The organism is Shewanella electrodiphila, assembly GCF_023283985.1.
GTDB classification, from domain to species: domain Bacteria; phylum Pseudomonadota; class Gammaproteobacteria; order Enterobacterales; family Shewanellaceae; genus Shewanella; species Shewanella electrodiphila.
Window position 1 is genome coordinate 81,418 of the sequence record NZ_JAKIKU010000004.1, and the last position, 17,150, is coordinate 98,567.

Annotated in this window: 12 protein-coding genes; 5 read left to right on the forward strand and 7 right to left on the reverse strand. The window is 39.7% G+C overall.

Going from position 1 to position 17,150, the window contains the following annotated elements:
* Nucleotides 1-13: 13 nt before the first annotated feature.
* The 5 genes from L2737_RS08530 to L2737_RS08550 form a co-directional block, all read right to left on the reverse strand.
* Nucleotides 14-181, reverse strand: a complete 168-nt coding sequence (locus L2737_RS08530; RefSeq protein ID WP_324295166.1) for a ribosome recycling factor family protein — start codon at nt 179-181, stop codon at nt 14-16.
* Between the two features lie 101 nt (nt 182-282).
* Complete coding sequence (locus tag L2737_RS08535) at nt 283-813, reverse strand: (2Fe-2S)-binding protein (protein ID WP_229369116.1); 531 nt, start codon at nt 811-813, stop codon at nt 283-285.
* Nucleotides 810-3,635 (reverse strand): xanthine dehydrogenase family protein molybdopterin-binding subunit, encoded by a 2,826-nt coding sequence (locus tag L2737_RS08540; RefSeq protein WP_248955457.1) that lies wholly within the window; start codon nt 3,633-3,635, stop codon nt 810-812. The genes L2737_RS08535 and L2737_RS08540 overlap by 4 nt, the downstream gene beginning before the upstream one ends.
* Before the next feature lie 467 nt (nt 3,636-4,102).
* Nucleotides 4,103-4,495 carry a ribosome recycling factor family protein gene (locus L2737_RS08545; RefSeq protein WP_248955458.1) on the reverse strand — a complete coding sequence of 131 codons (393 nt, stop codon included), beginning with the start codon at nt 4,493-4,495 and terminating at the stop codon, nt 4,103-4,105.
* A 296-nt stretch (nt 4,496-4,791) separates the two neighbouring features.
* The gene (locus L2737_RS08550) at nt 4,792-6,345 is read right to left on the reverse strand and encodes an ammonia-forming cytochrome c nitrite reductase subunit c552 (RefSeq protein WP_248955459.1); all 1,554 of its coding nucleotides are present in this window, start codon (nt 6,343-6,345) and stop codon (nt 4,792-4,794) included.
* Nucleotides 6,346-7,668: 1,323 nt separating this feature from the next.
* Here L2737_RS08550 and L2737_RS08555 point away from each other — a divergent pair.
* From L2737_RS08555 to trmH, 3 genes are all read left to right on the forward strand, one after another.
* Entirely contained in the window at nt 7,669-8,337 is a 669-nt protein-coding gene (locus tag L2737_RS08555; protein WP_248955460.1) for a DedA family protein, read from the forward strand.
* A gap of 384 nt (nt 8,338-8,721) precedes the next feature.
* Entirely contained in the window at nt 8,722-9,546 is an 825-nt protein-coding gene (locus L2737_RS08560; protein ID WP_102529323.1) for a mechanosensitive ion channel family protein, read from the forward strand.
* A 225-nt stretch (nt 9,547-9,771) separates the two neighbouring features.
* Nucleotides 9,772-10,464: a tRNA (guanosine(18)-2'-O)-methyltransferase TrmH gene (trmH, locus tag L2737_RS08565; protein ID WP_248955461.1), complete on the forward strand. Its 693-nt coding sequence runs from the start codon at nt 9,772-9,774 to the stop codon at nt 10,462-10,464.
* 200 nt (nt 10,465-10,664) lie between these two features.
* On the opposite strand, the gene L2737_RS08570 is transcribed toward trmH, so the two are convergent.
* On the reverse strand, nt 10,665-11,855 hold the full coding sequence (locus L2737_RS08570; RefSeq protein ID WP_248955462.1) for an aminotransferase class V-fold PLP-dependent enzyme: 1,191 nt from the start codon (nt 11,853-11,855) through the stop codon (nt 10,665-10,667).
* Nucleotides 11,856-11,912: 57 nt separating this feature from the next.
* Complete coding sequence (kynA, locus tag L2737_RS08575; protein ID WP_248955463.1) at nt 11,913-12,824, reverse strand: tryptophan 2,3-dioxygenase; 912 nt, start codon at nt 12,822-12,824, stop codon at nt 11,913-11,915.
* A gap of 1,037 nt (nt 12,825-13,861) precedes the next feature.
* On the opposite strand from kynA, the gene L2737_RS08580 reads away from it, so the two are divergent.
* Both L2737_RS08580 and L2737_RS08585 read left to right on the forward strand, forming a co-directional pair.
* Nucleotides 13,862-16,294, forward strand: coding sequence for a S8 family serine peptidase (locus L2737_RS08580; protein WP_248955464.1), 2,433 nt, complete (start codon nt 13,862-13,864; stop codon nt 16,292-16,294).
* A 187-nt stretch (nt 16,295-16,481) separates the two neighbouring features.
* Entirely contained in the window at nt 16,482-17,090 is a 609-nt protein-coding gene (locus tag L2737_RS08585; RefSeq protein WP_248955465.1) for a thioredoxin domain-containing protein, read from the forward strand.
* Nucleotides 17,091-17,150 lie beyond the last annotated feature (60 nt).

A 17,150-nucleotide genomic window follows, 5' to 3' on the forward strand; every position in this document is an offset into this window, starting at 1 on the left:
TCTGATTCTGCCTTCACCAAGTATCTGCATCAAATCTTGCAGTTCTTGCTTCAGCTTCAATGCACTGAGTTAACTGAATAAGTACTGATAAAGTGATATTGGGAGGTTCAGTAATTAACCGTATTAGTTTATCGACATGCTCGACCAATTGAACATCCTTAGCCTTTAAAAATGAATTTATCCTGGACGTTAACTACCTTGAACGTTTCTATTATTGCTTTAAATAAAAGCGCATTCCCATTACAAGGAATGCGCTATAGATTACGTAACCATTTATTATCGTTAAATAGTTAAGCCTTTGGTCGCCAAAATCAGGTTTTTAGCTGCTTTAAAGTAACGCACATATCCAGTACAACGACAGACATGCTCTCCTAAGGTATCTTCAATCACCCGCTCTACTTGGTCTTTCGCGATGGGTTTTTGTTTCAGTTTTTCAATCAATGCCACTGTTTCATTAGTAAAACCAGGGGCGCACCAACCACATTGAAACGCAAAGTTTTTGATAAAAGCATCTTGCACAGGATGCAGGGCGATAATTTCACCCACGTTATTTTTGGTTGCATGGCCTTCAATGGTTCTAATATTCAGGTTATTAAAAAGCATGACATTTGCAATACAAGTCCGCCTAGTGCTTGAGGTGCCATCATCATTATCTACAATCACCACACAAGCATGACAAATACCTTCGCCACAGCCAAATTTAGTCCCAGTAAGGTTAAGGTACTCATGTAAAAAGTTGACCATTGGCATGCCTGGGTCTATCTCAAGTGGGCCATATTGCTTACCATTGATGGTTAAGTTTAGCGTGCTCATGCATTGGCCTCCGAAATATCTTTAGCTGTAATAGGTAAATGGTAGAAACGTTTTTCAGTGGCTTGATAAATCGCCTCAACAACCGCGGGAACAATTGGGATCATCACCACTTCAGCTAAGCCTTTTGATTCATCACTTCCATCAATAGTCGGTAGGAGCGTGTAGTCAAGAGTCCACACACCATTGTCTTTGGCAAACGGGACTTTATAACGGTCAATGTTCCACTCCCCATTACCCGCGCCAGTATTATCTTGTGGTAATGCTTCATGAAGTACATGGCCTATCCCCATGGTAAGCCCACCTTCAATTTGTCCTTCAACTAATTCCCGTACATGCACTTTTCCAGGTTCTATCCATGTGTGCGTTCTAAGAATTTCAACTTCGCCAGAGACCTTGTGAACAGCAAGTTCTACCATAGTTAAACAAGGAGTGTAATAACGTACCATCGCGCTATTGAGCTTTACTTTTGGATAATTGACAGCTTGTCTTTCTTGCACCACAAAGCCCTGTTTATTTTGCTTAGCTTTTACTGCGTCATTGGCGCCGATGCCGTATTCCAATGCGATGGCATCTAGTGGGTATTCTTTTTGCTGCTGATTAAGTTCAAATTTTGCTGTTGCCCATTGCCAACGATTAAAACCATGGGTCATGACACCCGTTATCATGCCTTCGGCGTGCGCTTTCTTACATATGATAGACAGTGATAAAGGCTCAGCATCTTTAGCATGCAATTGGCCACCTTGCCAGCTCACATCGGTAATGGTGATACCGCTAGATCCTTGCTTTTCCCATATCGTTTTTGCGGCCATAAACAATGACTCTTCAAATAAAATTTTGGCTGCATATTTAGTCGAATGACTTTGAAAAAAAGCTGATTGGCTTGCTGATGATGCTGATACGACCATAGGGGTCCAACGTGGATTTTTTGCCATTTTGTCTTGATGTTCTTGGCTCATTATATACGGGCTAGCATCATCAAAAATCTCCAATGCATCAAACACTTCTATTTGTGCAATATCAAGGTTATCTGCTGCTGAGCCCAAGTATTCTGAAATTAAGCTGGCCTGAGAAGTATCAGTACCTGTACCCATTTCAACAGAGAACACTTTAACCACCACTTTTCCATCTGGCGTTACACCAACATAGGAGGACGGAGCATTAGAGCCAGTGCCGTAATCTTTACTGACAAAACCAAAACCAACGCCCATTGATTTATCTGGATTGGCTTGGTCAAACTTGGTTTTATTGGCTTGCCTGTTTTGCCACATTTCATGTTTTTCAGCCAAATCGAGCATTTCTTGGTAGCGAATATTTTCAAGAGGCACTGAGCCTTGGGTATTTTTGTCACCATTAACCATGGCGTTGACGCGGCGAAGTTTGAAAGGATCCACTTTCATTTCATCTGCTGCTTCGTTAAACATCATTTCTATAGATGCCATTGATTGCAAAGAACCGTAACCTCGCATTGAACCAGCCGTCGGCAAATATGATGGTAAACAGGTCGCCACAATATCATTTCTGGGAATGTAATAAATGCCTTGAATAGCACTCGCTCCCACCATGGCAACTGATGAGGAAAAATTCTCTCTACCACCACCATCTAAGTTCATATCTGCCACTAAACCTTTGAGTTTAAGGCTCGACTTATCAAATGCTAACTGATTAGTAAAATGGAACGGGTGGCGCTTAAGTCCTGACTGAAATTGCTCAAATCGATTATTTGCCAGTCTTACCGGAGCATCTGCAAAAATCGATGCAATCATGCCGTAATACGGAAAAATAGTATGGTCTTTACCGCCAAATCCGCCTCCAATATAAGGAGAATGAACCACAAGATTTTTAATCGATTGGGTTAATGGGCTTTCACTGAGTACCTTGCCAGCTTGAAGATAAAAATCTTGGGGGGACTGTGTCGTTATTACCACGTGTAAAGTTTGGCTTTTTTTATCGAAAAAGCCGTTGTAGGCTTCTGGCTCTAACATCATAGGTTCAATCGATTGCGTTTTGTATTGTTTATTTAATACAAACCAATCATCGTTAGATGTCATCTCTTGACGAAGAGTCTGCGCAAGATACATCCCTCGCTCGCCAATATCATCACTGCCTTTTACTGGGTTAGGCCAAAGCAATTTTTGCCCCTCATATTTAGGGAAAAATTGCCCCGAATGATATGTACTGTAGATATCATCATCTTGGGAGCCTTTAGTTGACTCTTCACGGACAATCCGCCAGCCAGCATAAGGTTGTTTTGAGGCAGCATTATAAGGCACGGTTTCAGGGCCGTATTGCACAAAATGCTCATGAAATTGCAACATCATTTTGGCTTTTAAAAACTGAGCAAAATCATTAAATAATAAAATGGCCACTTCATGGCCTAAATAATCAGGCGCGCTGCCTTTTTTAAGCAGCATATTATCACCGTAAAAAGGCGGTAACTTTAGCGCATTACTCTCTAAATCTTCAGCTGTAATAATTTTGTAAGGCATCAGATCTTTAGGAATAACACTGAGGTCGAGGCCTTGATACACTTTATCGGCAATGTGAGCTCGCACAATAAAAGCATGATGCTGAGTGTCTGGCCAAGACGGGATATCTTTTGCGCGATAATCACGGCCGTAAATTTTCTCGCCAGTGATTTTTTCTATCGCATCAAATCGAAATGCAGGCTTGCCATCTTGATACCAAGTTTCAGCCAGTGAAGAAGCAACACCTTTAGCCATTGCACTTTGCTGTTGCAATAACATCGGTGCACTATAAACAGTTACCCCACCGATAACGCACTTTTTCATGAAGTCCCGTCGGGATAATTCCCACTGTTTCATACCTAACTCTCCTAAAGTTACCTGATGAGTAAATATCGTTAACATTCATTTTCAAATAAAGAAATGAGCCTAAGAGAAGCAAATTACCTAAGTCCAAAATACCTAAGTTCAAAATACAAAACCAAGCAAAATAATGGCTCGTAAGCAAGTATAGACAGCTATTGAGCAACTGATTCAAATCTATTGTGATTTTAATTAGAGATGCACGATATACCTGGGAATAATGATGATGCTAAAGACATTGTCGACACACAAAGGAATGAGAATAAGGCTTAGCTTTGATGATAAATAGCCTAATTGATGCCATTCAATAAACGTAATAAACAACCAGTGACAGATGGGTTAACAACAGGCGTTATTGGGAATAAAAGATGGGAGCAAAAACTCGAATAAGCGATTGATATTAAAACAAAAGTCCATATGGGTACATATATAGCCACACTTAATAATCTGCTTAATCATCATATCTACCAAATATCAGTCTCAAATCGCGCGGTGCGGGCTTCAACTTCAGTACAATCGGTTAATTGCATCAATTCTGCTAGGGTAATATTAGGCGTTTGAGTAATAAGCCGTTGTAATTTTTGCGTTAAGGTTTCAAGTTTATCTTCATGGCCAATTAAACCAATATCGATTTTCTTAATCAGATAAGCAAAAGTAATTGAATCATTGGTTTTAAGCGACAATCCTATGGTTTGCACATTGATAGCATCGCCTACAAGCGTCCAGTTTCTGGAGCGCCTTACTCGTTTAAGTTCACATTGATATTGAGCGCAAATGACTTTCGCTTGATTAACACTGTCCCGTCCTATTCGGTGAATAAGTGACGGTAAAGCAATGGTAATGTGTTGAACCTTCAAAATGAGATATCGCATTGATAAGAGGTAAGTCTATTTTACTGATTTAGCCCACTGATGATAGCGCTATTAACGACTTCAATGACTAAGCGAATCTTTATGCACATTGCGTATGGTATACATTGCGTATGATGCACATTGCGAATAATAAACACTCTCCAATAAGGTTTTACTTATAAAAAATGCCAGTCGATAAACATCGACTGGCATTTTGCTGCCACAGTGACAGATTTGAACGGTGATAGTGGAGAGTCTATTTATTCAAATCGCACTGATTCATTAAAGCGTCAGTAAATGAATTACTTAAGCTCTACTGGCCATTCTTTTTCTACACGCTTTTCAATGAATAGCTCTTTTGACGCTTTCATTGCTTCAAGGTCTAAACCAACAAGAGGCTGAACTTTCGCTTTAGTGTCGTATTTAGTTGCATCGTACTTGTATTCTGGTGCGTACTTTTTCAGTAATGCATCAGCTTCAGTAATTGCAGCATCTAAAATATCGTTAGATTTCTCTAACAAACGGATGGCTTCTGCAGGGTTATGAGCATGGATACCATGTGAAGCTGTTGCACTATCCCAGAACCACTGTGCATTTCTCACTTTGGTTAGTAAGCTGTTCATTTCGCCAGATAGTACTGATTTAGTTTTCAATGCGGCTTCGTAGTTACCTTTCGCCACTGCAATGCCTTTACCAGCTTCTAAACCTTCAATACCATTCGCTGACCAGATTGCTTGCGCTTTAAAGTGCACTTCAGTCAAACGTGGATCTGTGCCGTCAGCTTCAAAACGTAGCTTATTGATTTCAGCTTTACGCTCATCAAGGATTTCTTTGAAGTCTTCTGCTTCATGACAGCTTTGGCAGCTTGATGGTAATGTTTCAGCTTCAAACGTCACTTTATGATTAGAGTACTTGCCGCCCTTTTCATTTTCAGCTTTAGGCATATGACAAGTTGTACAACCAAACTCTAAATGGCTATCCATTGCATGCTCAGTACGATCAAGCATGTTTTCAAACTCTGGGTGTTGCGCTTTAATCATTGGTGCACCAGAAACAGCATTGGTCCAATCTTTAAAGCCGCGCTTATCAAAGTAAGCCAGTTGTGCTTCAGCAGCAAAACCTTCATATAAACCGTCAGTTCCTTTGTAGCCTACAAACTCTTTATAGTCTGTATTAACACCAGGTACCCAGTAATCCATTGGGTATTTAACTTTCTTCTCATCGGTTCCGTCGAAGTAGTATTCAACGTGACACTGAGCACATGTCTGACTGGCCTGCATTGTGGCGTCTTGTTTATCGAAGTCTTTACCAATCGATTTCATAGCGCGGTCGGTGTATGGACGACTTAAACGAATCTCTTCTTTGCCTAATTCATGACAATCAGCACAACCGATGGTGTTAGACATCTCGTGGCCCCAAGTTGACCATGCATTGTCTGAAAACTTGCCTTCGCCGACTTCGTCATACATGCGAGCGACATCAGGTGTTTTACAAGACCAACAGCTTGCCGCCATTGCTTCACCAACCATCTTACCGTCATGGCCTACCATTGGGTGACCAACGCGTAATGTTTTAACGATATCAGTTAATGCAAAGTGATGACCACGAGCACGATTGTAGTCTTTAGCGAAACCATAACCTGCCCAGGCGCTGACTAAGTTAGGGTTGCTTGCTAATAAATCATCTAATTCACCTGAAGCTGGTGTAGTTTCTTCAGTTTCGGCCCAAGTTTTATATTGTTCTGGGAAAGTTTTTTGCCAGTTTTCACTTTTATATAAATCGACTTCGCCCGCCACACTGTAACCGGTAAAAGCAGTTGTTAGCATTACTGCGACAGCTATTTTTCTTAATTTCATCATCATTCCTCAATGGGATTATTATTATTTATAATTTGATAAATACATCTGTTCATCTCACTTACCAAATACATCAATCAAACTTTCAAAATTAAAAAATCTAATTAATTTAAAACAATTAATATCACAACAAGTTAATCACGACAGGGCTTTACAGTATTAATGTGACCATAACCAAAGCAAAGCTAATTACTTGTCACACTTCAAATTTTTACCTACAAAAGACATACCTCCTAAGGGGTATTAAATTGATTTTATTTAGATGAAATAGCGCATTAATCCATCTAAATAAAGCAGGAATATTTATACAACCAGCCACAAAAAACACATGAAGTTAAAAAAACACATGCATACAGATAGTTAGGTTGATATCAACATTAATAAAAAACATTAATACTAACCTTAATTTAATAACAACCAGCATCGAGCAAGCTCACACTTATCTAAAAAACCAAATAAACATCAAATCAAACCCTTATTTACACTTCTATTTTTCAGTACGAAATCTATTACCTACAAGGTAAAACTTAAAACAACATTAATTTACACTTAATTTGTTAAACATCACAATAAACTTATAAAAACAAATACACTCACAAAAAAGAAATAACTAAATTAGACATAGAAACATTATTATTAAAATGAAAACCTGAAGAATGAATATATAAACACATTCATACACAAAAACTAATTAAATAGAAGATAATAAAGCAGCAACTAATTTAGAACGAATTAATTTAAAAGATACCTATATACGCTAGTAATCAAAGTTAGTAATCAAAATTAATCTCACAAACTTTAAAAATCATATCATTGGCTATTAAGCTTATTTAACATTAGCTATAAGCTTCAACTTCATCATTTGTATTAATTATTCTGAAAATTGAAATTAATTAAACGCTCTTCAACTGATTATATGAGTTACAACCTCATTGCCTGTGCCCATGCTATCGACTTATGCCATGCAGCCATCACTTAGACACAACTAACAAAGCCATCGGGATAGATTTCCAATGTAATCAGCAAGATAGATTACCAACAAAATCAGCAGGATAAATTACCAAACAACAATATACTTTGTGTAAGTCAGCTTAGAAAAATTATCAAGATTCCTGTTAACCTCCTCCTGTAAATAAATCAAAAATTTAAACAAATAAGATTCGACAGACAAATTATTTAACAAATATTTACGCTGAGGTACAAGGATGGGCATTAATTAATTAAGCTAGATTTAATGAAGTGCTAATCTATCGTTGAATTACGGAATAACGACTTGCTGATCTTTCAATTTAACAACACTTTACTCTGCTTAGAGGAGATACAATGTTTGATGTAATGCTTTCTATTTGGCATCAAGATTTTGATGTCTTATTGGAAACAGTCACAATCTATCACCTAATGTTGATATTAGCGCTCATTTTGTTTCTTGAATCTAGCTTTGTCTTTTTACCTCTTCCCGGTGATGGACTCGTGTTATTTGTAGGTAGCTTAGTGGGTTTAGGCGTTGTAGAACTTCAGCATGCCTTTCTATTATTAACCTTTAGTGCCGGGTTAGGATCTTGCATCGCCTATATTCAAGGAAGGTGGCTGTCTCATCACCCCATTGTGACTAAAATTGAAAACGCTCTGCCAGACCATACACTACAAAGAGCGTCTAACTTATTAGAAAAGTACGGCTTTTTAGCCCTGTTTATCTCGCGCTTTATCCCGTTTGTTAGAGTGTTAACGCCTATGCTGATGGGTATTAGAGAGCTTGGCGTTAAACGCACAGTGTTGATGAGTTTTACCAGCGCAATGATCTGGAGCGCGGTGCTGTTATTTATAGGTCAATGGGTGATGAATAACCCGATGCTGAGTAATCATCAGGAAACATTAAATAAAGCCTTTTTAGTCGTGAGCTTAAGTTTAATGCTCTCTGCAACAATTGCGATGTTGTTTCGGTTTTCTAGAAAATCAAAACAACAAAGTGCAAAGCAGCAGTCACCACGCTAAATATCAGAGTTTTAGCTTAAGCACTAAAACTCTGACTAAAATACCTACCGATATAATTCAATGACTTACTTGTAAAATAAGCTTTTAGCTCTGTCTGATGCCAATCTTAACCTTCTAGTACATCAATTAGTTTGCCAATAATGTCGATTTACAATTTCTGGTCAAATAAGTCCTAAATAACTCAAGTAAAACAAGCCCTTCATTAGCATTAATAATGAGACTTTCATCACACTTAGTTGTTGATTGTGCTAAGCTAAATTCGATAACAATACACTTATGTCACTCAATCCCAATGAATTTAACTTTCATTGACTGAATCGTTGTCACTAACGAGATAATGTTTGTTAGCCCTAAGGCAAGAATCCCTTATATGCAGGAGGCATAATGCAAGATTACGTAGATCAAATCGATATCAATCAATACCTACCATTAATTATAGATGTTGGCATCAATGTACTACTCGCCGCATTAATACTGATCGTTGGCCTTTATATCGCGAATAAAGCCAGTGCAATCATTAATAAAATTGGTGAAAAGTACGATAAGCTCGACAATACTTTATTCCGTTTTTTAGGCAGTGTTGCTAAATACATCATTCTCGCGTTTGTTGCGATTGCGGTATTAAATCGCTTTGGTGTGCAAACAGCTTCAATCGTTGCCTTGTTGGGTGCTGCTGGCTTAGCGGTTGGTTTAGCGTTACAAGGAACATTATCTAACCTTGCTGCTGGTGTAATGCTATTGCTATTCCGTCCTTATAAAGTCGGTGATTTTATTAGTGCAGCGGATCGTTTTGGTAATGTGCAAGAGATTGACCTATTCACTACCATTCTAAGAACTTTCGATAATCAGCATATTATTGTACCGAACAGCCAAATTTGGGGCGCTCAAATCGTCAATCACTCATTCCATGATATTCGCGGTGTGGATATGCACTTTGGTGTGGCTTACAAAGAAAACACCGATGAAGTAAGAAAAGTGATTGATGCTGTACTTGCCGCTCATCCGCATATTTTGAAAGATCCGGCACCATTTGTAGAAGTTGAAACCTTAAATGACAGCTCAGTGGATTTCTTAGTCCGTCCATTCTGTCATGGCGAGCATTACTTCGACATCCTGTATTCAATCCCTGAGCAAATCAAGAAAGCACTGGATGAAGCAGGTATTGAAATTCCTTTCCCACACAGAAAACTTATCATCGAAAAAGAGTAACAATCTTGGGATTTTGATGGAAACAGCGAGCAAGTGCCTTTGGCCTTGCTCGTTTTACCTTTAGCAATACTAAATCACACGTCATTAATATCAAATAGCGACTCAACTCCAATTCCATCTCTTCAGACATACTAGTCGAGTTTAGTGCTATTTTAGCGTTATAATCGCTGCGCAAAATACCAGATAACGATTTAACCCATTTTTTAAAGAAGCAGAATTAACCCCATGACGCCAGAACGTTTAGCCCGCATCAACGAAATGCTTGATAATCGCCAAGTCGACCTCACGGTTTGTCTCGATAAAGTCCATAAAACCAATAATATTGCTGCGACAGTACGTACTGCCGATAGTGTTGGTATTCATCAAGTTCATGCGGTTATGCCTGAAGAAACCCTATGGGTATCAGGTAATACCTCATCAGGAAGTCATCGCTGGGTTAACACGATCAAGCATCAAACATTTACTGAAGCTCACGAACAATTTAAAGCTAAGGGAATGCAAATTCTTGCGACGACTTTTTCTGATACTGCGGTAGATTTTCGTGAAGTGGATTACACCAAACCCACAGTGATTGTGCTCGGTAATGAACGTGATGGTGTCAGTCCTGAAGCTATTGCAGCTGCCGATCAACACATTATTATTCCGATGGTGGGCATGGTGCAATCATTGAATGTTTCGGTTGCTGGCGCATTAATCATGTACGAAGCACAAAGACAGCGTGAACAAGCCGGTATGTATAACAACAGACGACTTGATCACCAATACTGCCAAACTAAGTTGTTTGAACAAGGCCATCCTATATACGCCAAAGCTTGTCGTAGAAAACAAATCCCTTATCCAGCTATCGATGAGAACGGCCAAATTGAAGCTGATAGTCAATGGTGGGATCGCATGCGAGCGCCCGATCCTGATGCATAATCTGTAAAGGCATGAGTTAGCAAGCTTAAGTTAAACTGGTATAAGCTAAACTGGTATAAGTTAAACTGGCGTAAGCTAAACAAGCTTACGCATCAAGTGATATCGCACTGAAAAGCCCGCTTGCCTCCCACTGTAAAACAATAAAGCGAACCCAAGAGTTCGCTTTATTCAATCATCACTATCTATACCACTAATACTGATTAGCGATGAATCAACTTCGAAGTATCTTCAATAATATTCAGTGCCTGATCGATCTGTGTATTTGTCACATATGGCGCAGAGCCAAACCTTAGTTGGTTACCTCGACTATCACAAAGCAAGTGACTCTCGCCTAACTGTTTAACCCAATCACCAGCTTTATCTGTAGTTAAAGATAAAAATCCACCATTGGCTTGCACATCGTGAGACGGTAATCTCAGACCTAATTTGTCTTCACCTATCGTTGCAATACCTTGCCATAAACGTTTAATTTGAGCTTGATTTAACTCTCTTAAAACTTGGTCAGTTAACTGCTTCTGTTTAAAAAAATCAAACACAGCAACGGCGCGATAATGGCTGACAGGATCATATGTCGAACCAGCAAAAGCAGATTGCCCCAGACCATACCCCACTTTACCAGGTGCTTGGTCTAACACATCGAACTCAGCGTACCACCCTGTAATAATTGGACTGCCTTGATAACTAGCAGGGATCCGCATCATGCAATTACCTTCACCCGCTTGGCAGTATTTGTAACCACCACCGACCACAAATGCTGATTCAATCTGCCAGTGTTGTAAATTAAATGGCACCACATTTAATGCATGATAGGCATCCACTAGGCAAGGCACGTTTAATGATTCAGCCGCTTTAGCGACTAAACCAACGTCATAGAAAATCTCACTGGTGTTAAAGAAAACTGCCGATAACATCACTGCATCGGTATCAGCATCTATCTTATCAATCACTCTTTGCGCTAACGTCTCACTTGGATGAACAGGCACGACTTCAATGGTGCAATTAAGCTCTTGTAAACGTTGTAGTTGGCGTCTTAAAGAATGAAACTCTCCATCTGTGGTGACGATTTTTAACGGTCTATTTTGCTTGGTTTTAACGTAGTTAAGATCCGATAAAAACCGTAAAATCAGTTCATGAGTTGATGAGCCTAAGGCTATTTGGCCATCTGGCTCCCCCATCAAGCTGCGATAAAAATCTCTTACGCTGTCAGCTTTCGCTAATGCTATGCCCCACTTATCATCTATGTGTTTTGCCGCATCGTCATAGCACTCTAACATGCCTTGTTTGGCCACATCTGGCCACGCTTGATGTGAATGACCAGACAGTAAAATACGCTTAGCTACATTAAATGCACAATAATGAGCTTGTAGGTTTTCGGCTAAATGCGTTGTCATAACGTTAATCTCTTAAATCAAATAATGGGCGAAGAAGTTGGCCACTTCCTATCAGTGCTATAAGTGAGTGCGTAGCTCAAACAACTCAGGAAAAAAACTGATATCCAATGACTTTTTCAAGAACTCAACTCCTGAAGAACCACCAGTTCCGGCTTTGTTACCAATAATTCGCTGTACTGTGTACATATGTTTAAAGCGCCATTGCTGAAAACTATCTTCAATATCCACCAGTTTTTCAGCTAACTCGTATAGTTCAAAATGCTCATCTGCATCTTGGTAAACATTAATCCATGCTTGTAAAACAGCTTGATGACTTTGATAAGGTTGGCTGACATCTCTAGCTAGCACAGACTCATCATCAATTAGGCCTTTCTGATGTAATACCTTAATGCTGACATCGTATAAGCTCGGTGCGTGTAACAGCTGATTTAACTCACTGTAAACTGCTGGATTTGCTTTATGAACCTCCAGTAAATCAGCATTTTTATTACCTAGTAAAAACTCAATTTTACGATAACCGTAAGACTGAAAACCCGATGAGTGGCCTAATGCATCACGAAATTTAAGGTAATCAACAGGGGTTAATGTGGCGAGAATATTCCATGATTGAGTGAGTTGATTCAGAATTTGTTTAACCCGAGAAATAACTTTAAAGGCATGACCAAAATCGCCAGACTTAATGTTATCAATCGCACACGTTAGCTCGTGTCCAGCCAGTTTTAACCAAAGCTCACTGGCTTGGTGGATAACAATAAATAGCATCTCATCATGTTGATCAGATAGTGGTTGCTGCGCCGATAAGATTTTCTCAAGATTCAGGTAATCGCCATAGGACATATCATCTTTAAAATCTCGATGAATGCCTTCCTCAAGCTCTCTATAATTAGCTTTAGTCTCATGCATTTGACTAGAACTTGAGTGAAAGTTGTCTGCATTATTTGCAGACTTATGACCAAGTGGGCAGCCCATGAACAAACTCCTTTTGTGACCTAATTCGGTTAAAATATGCGAGTTTTTAATCAATATTAATTGATTAAAACACCAACTAAATAACCTATCACGTCAATGAATGCCTGACTAACACTGCGAATACTTAAGCGTCAGTTTTAATTTACATTTTAATTGACGATAGGAATTAAACTCTGCGAATAAGAAATAATCCGTTGTAATAAGCCAACTTTGACACTCGTTTTTAGTGTTTATGCTGTAGCAGCGATTCCCCTTGTTTACCCTTTCTCTTATGTCACCTTGGCCGTGTTGACCTTTGCTAATTAAATTTCGTTCGAGATAAAAACGGATTAAATGCGGCGAGTGAATTGCAGCCTTGCAATCTAAACACTCTTTATTCGCAAAAAATCCCTCAATAATGCCGAATCCGTTTTTAGCCAACCCTTGAAGGCTGCGTTTGTTGTCCATTTTTACGACGTTATCGGCTTTTATGTAGCTTAACGACACCACATTTGTCTAAATGAGCAATAATTCGCTGCAATCCAACCTTGAAATATCAACATGCCCTAGCAGTAACCACACTTTTAGCTATTACGTTCAAACCAAGTTGTATAAATCATGATAACCATTGCCCAATCATCCATTTCTAAACCGATATCACTCTTAGCTATGCCCCTGTCTAGACGCTAATGTAAATTTAAAAATAAATTAAAAAATGAAAAAATATTTTTTATACCGTTAAATCATAAGTTTAATAACACTTATCATTTTATCCCTCCAAGCTTTGAGCCTAGCCCCTGTGAAATAAATAACGCATCACACTGAATATAAAATCATACCCGCGACCTCAGATAGCAACAAAGTCACCTTTATAAGAATATTTATTCATGTTAATGCGTGACTTACCAAGCTCAATTTACAAAAGAATATTTATTTACATTTATTTTACAAATGTAACAACTAAAGATAGATTGATCGCAACAGGGCATTAAAATAGATTTTTGCGCTGTAAAAATAACAAAAAACAATTTTTTACTCTGAATAACATGGAAATAGTTATGACTAAAAACAAAGTAACAACTGTACTAGGAGTGTCAGTACTGGCACTTTCGATCTCTAACAGTATCAACGCTGCACCCTCTTTCACACCAAACTTGCATAGTAATGCAATACAACTAGACCAACAGGACCCACTCCCAAAACGCTATATAGTAAAATTCAAGAATGCCAATGCTGCATCAGCAGGGTTTTCTACAGCTACTGCTGATGCGATTGACGATGCGCAATATGAGCCAAGAAGCAATGAAGTATTTTCACATTTTCGTGCAATGAATAGCGTTGCAGCAAAAGAAATGAAACGTATTGGCCGCAGTAATAGCTATAGCGTAAAGCTCGATAGCAAAAATTTACAAGCATTAAGATACCGAGCTGATGTTGATTACGTTGAAGAAGATGTCCAACGTCGATTATTGAATGAAACCACGCCTTGGGGTCAGACCTATGTTGGCGCAACTTCAGTCAGTGATAGTCAAGCTGGCAACCGAACCATTTGTATTATTGATTCGGGTTATGATTTAGGACACAACGATCTGAATGCCAACAACGTAACAGGCACAAATAACTCAGGTACCAATAACTGGTATGAACCAGGTGCCGGCAATGCCCATGGTACTCATGTTGCGGGCACTATCGCAGCTATCGCCAATAACGAAGGCGTTGTGGGTGTAATGCCCAATCAAAACGCCAATATTCATGTTATTAAAGTATTCAATGCTTCTGGCTGGGGCTACTCTTCAGATCTTGTCGCCGCAGTGGACACTTGTGTCAACAATAATGCCGATGTCGTCACTATGAGTTTAGGTGGTTCGGGTTCAAGTAACACTGAAAGAAATGCCCTCGCTGCACATGAAAATAACGGTGTGTTATTGATTGCCGCTGCCGGTAATGATGGTAACAGTACCCTCAGTTACCCAGCATCATACGATTCAGTTATGTCTGTTGCCGCTGTGGATAGCAATAAAGACCACGCAGCGTTTTCACAATACACAGCGCAAGTGGAAATTTCAGGTCCAGGTGAAGCCATTCTATCAACCGTCACCCGCGGAGAAGGCCGTTTAGCGGATATCACTATTAATGGCCAGTCATATTTTGATAATGGTATTGTGCCCCATAATCGCTACGTGTTGTCAGGTTCAAGCCATGTCAGCACACCATTTATCGGCACAGCTACTGGTGCATTAGCAGAATGTTCGGTCAATGGTAGTAGCTTTAACTGTGGCAACATGAACAATAAAATTTGTTTAGTTGAGCGTGTTGGTAACCAAGGTAGTACTTACCCAGATATTGATGCAGTTAAAGCTTGTGAGGCAGCTGGTGCAAGCGCATCGATTGTCTACAGTAATACCGACTTACCAGGGCTTCAAAATCCTTTCTTGGTAGACAGTAATAACGAAGCGCCTATTGTGTCAGTGTCAGTTGACCGCGCTACGGGGCTAGCATTACGTAATCAAATCGGCTCTTCTGTTACTGTAACCAATACCGATAATGAAGATTACGAATATTACAATGGCACCTCAATGGCTACCCCCCATGTTTCGGGTGTAGCTACTTTAATATGGAGTCATCATCCAGAATGTAGTGCAGCTCAAATTCGCGCAGCACTTAATGCAACCGCTGAGGATTTAACAATAGCTGGGCGCGATAACCAAACTGGTTATGGTTTAGTTGATGCGCAGGCAGCCAAAACTTACCTAGATGCATCTTGTACTGGGCCTACTGATCCGGGCACAGATGTTGGTGATGACGAATTGGTCAATGGTGTTGCTAAGGCTAATTTGAGTGGCGGCACTAACGACGAGCTTTTCTTCTCAATTGATGTGCCTGCTGGCGCAACAGATTTAAGCTTTACTATGAGTGGTGGCAGCGGCGATGCCGATTTGTATGTTCTATATGGCGCAGCCCCAACCACTAGCAGTTATGACTGTCGCCCTTGGAAAGGCGGTAACGCAGAATCTTGCCCGATAGCAACGGCACAAACTGGTATTTACCATGTGATGGTACGTGGTTACAGCGCATTTAGTGGCGTGAGTTTAGTCGCTAATTACACTGAAGCATCTGGTGGTGGTACAGGCGGTGGCACTGGTGGCGTTGCGACCTATGCAAATAATAACAGCTACAGTATTCCTGATAACAGCGCTGCCGGTGTAAGCAGCACATTATCTGCTGCGCGTACTGGCGATTCTGGTGAAATTACTGTGCGTGTTAATATTAGTCATACATACATTGGTGATTTAAAAGTTGAGCTGTATAGCCCAACAGGTCAAGTTGCCGTATTACATGACAATACTGGTGGTAGTGCAAACGATATTGTTAAAACATACACAGTCAATATGACTGGCGTTGAGTCTGCCGGTGATTGGAGACTTAAAGCAGTTGATAGCGCAAGACGAGATACAGGAACCATCAATGCTTGGGAACTCTCGTTTCAATAATTCATGATTAACGATAATCACTGAGTCTAATGGTTAATGCTAATGATTAGCCTTATGTCTGCCAGTTCCCCGCTGGCAGGCATTTTTTATTCCTCTGTAAACATCTCGCGAATAACAGACAAAGATTGAATAATGCTAATAAAGTATTTAGGATCGTTTTATCGATACTCAATCAAGAATTAACCCCATGACCACCGAGCTTTACTTTATCTACGACTCACATTGTCCTTGGAGCTATGCGGCAACGCCAATAGCAAATGCATTACAAGAAGCCTACCCAAAGATGCAGGTACACCTATTACATGCTGCCCATTACATGGGTAAAGACAGTGCGGGCGAAGAACAAATGGAAGCGGCAGAAAGAGCCAGTGGACTGAAGTTTGGTCGAGATTATATCCGCTATGCAAACAGCCCTAAAAGCTCAATCAAGACCGCCAACTTAATGGGTTGGATGCAAAGCAAGCAAGCTGACAAACAGCTACCAGTGCTAAATGCCCTGCAAAGAGCACACTTTATTGAAGGCAATCCATTAAATACTAAGCATGATTTCATGGATATTGTAGAGAAATTTAAATTGTCTCCATCTAACAAAATATTCAGAGATGAGCTGAATATGGATGCAGAGTACGTGCTAGAAAGCATCGAAGAAATTCAGCAAATGATCGGTACTAAAAACTTCCCTGCAATGGTGATGACCGTAGGCGACAACGCAATTTTTATCGACCATTCAAAATACATCAGTAGCCCACATGCGGTAGTCGATGCTGTAAAACAAGAAATTGCAGCGTTTAAATAGCCGTTGTTAAACTGATTTGATAATAATGCTCTTTTTCAAGGCATTTGCTGAAAGTACTTG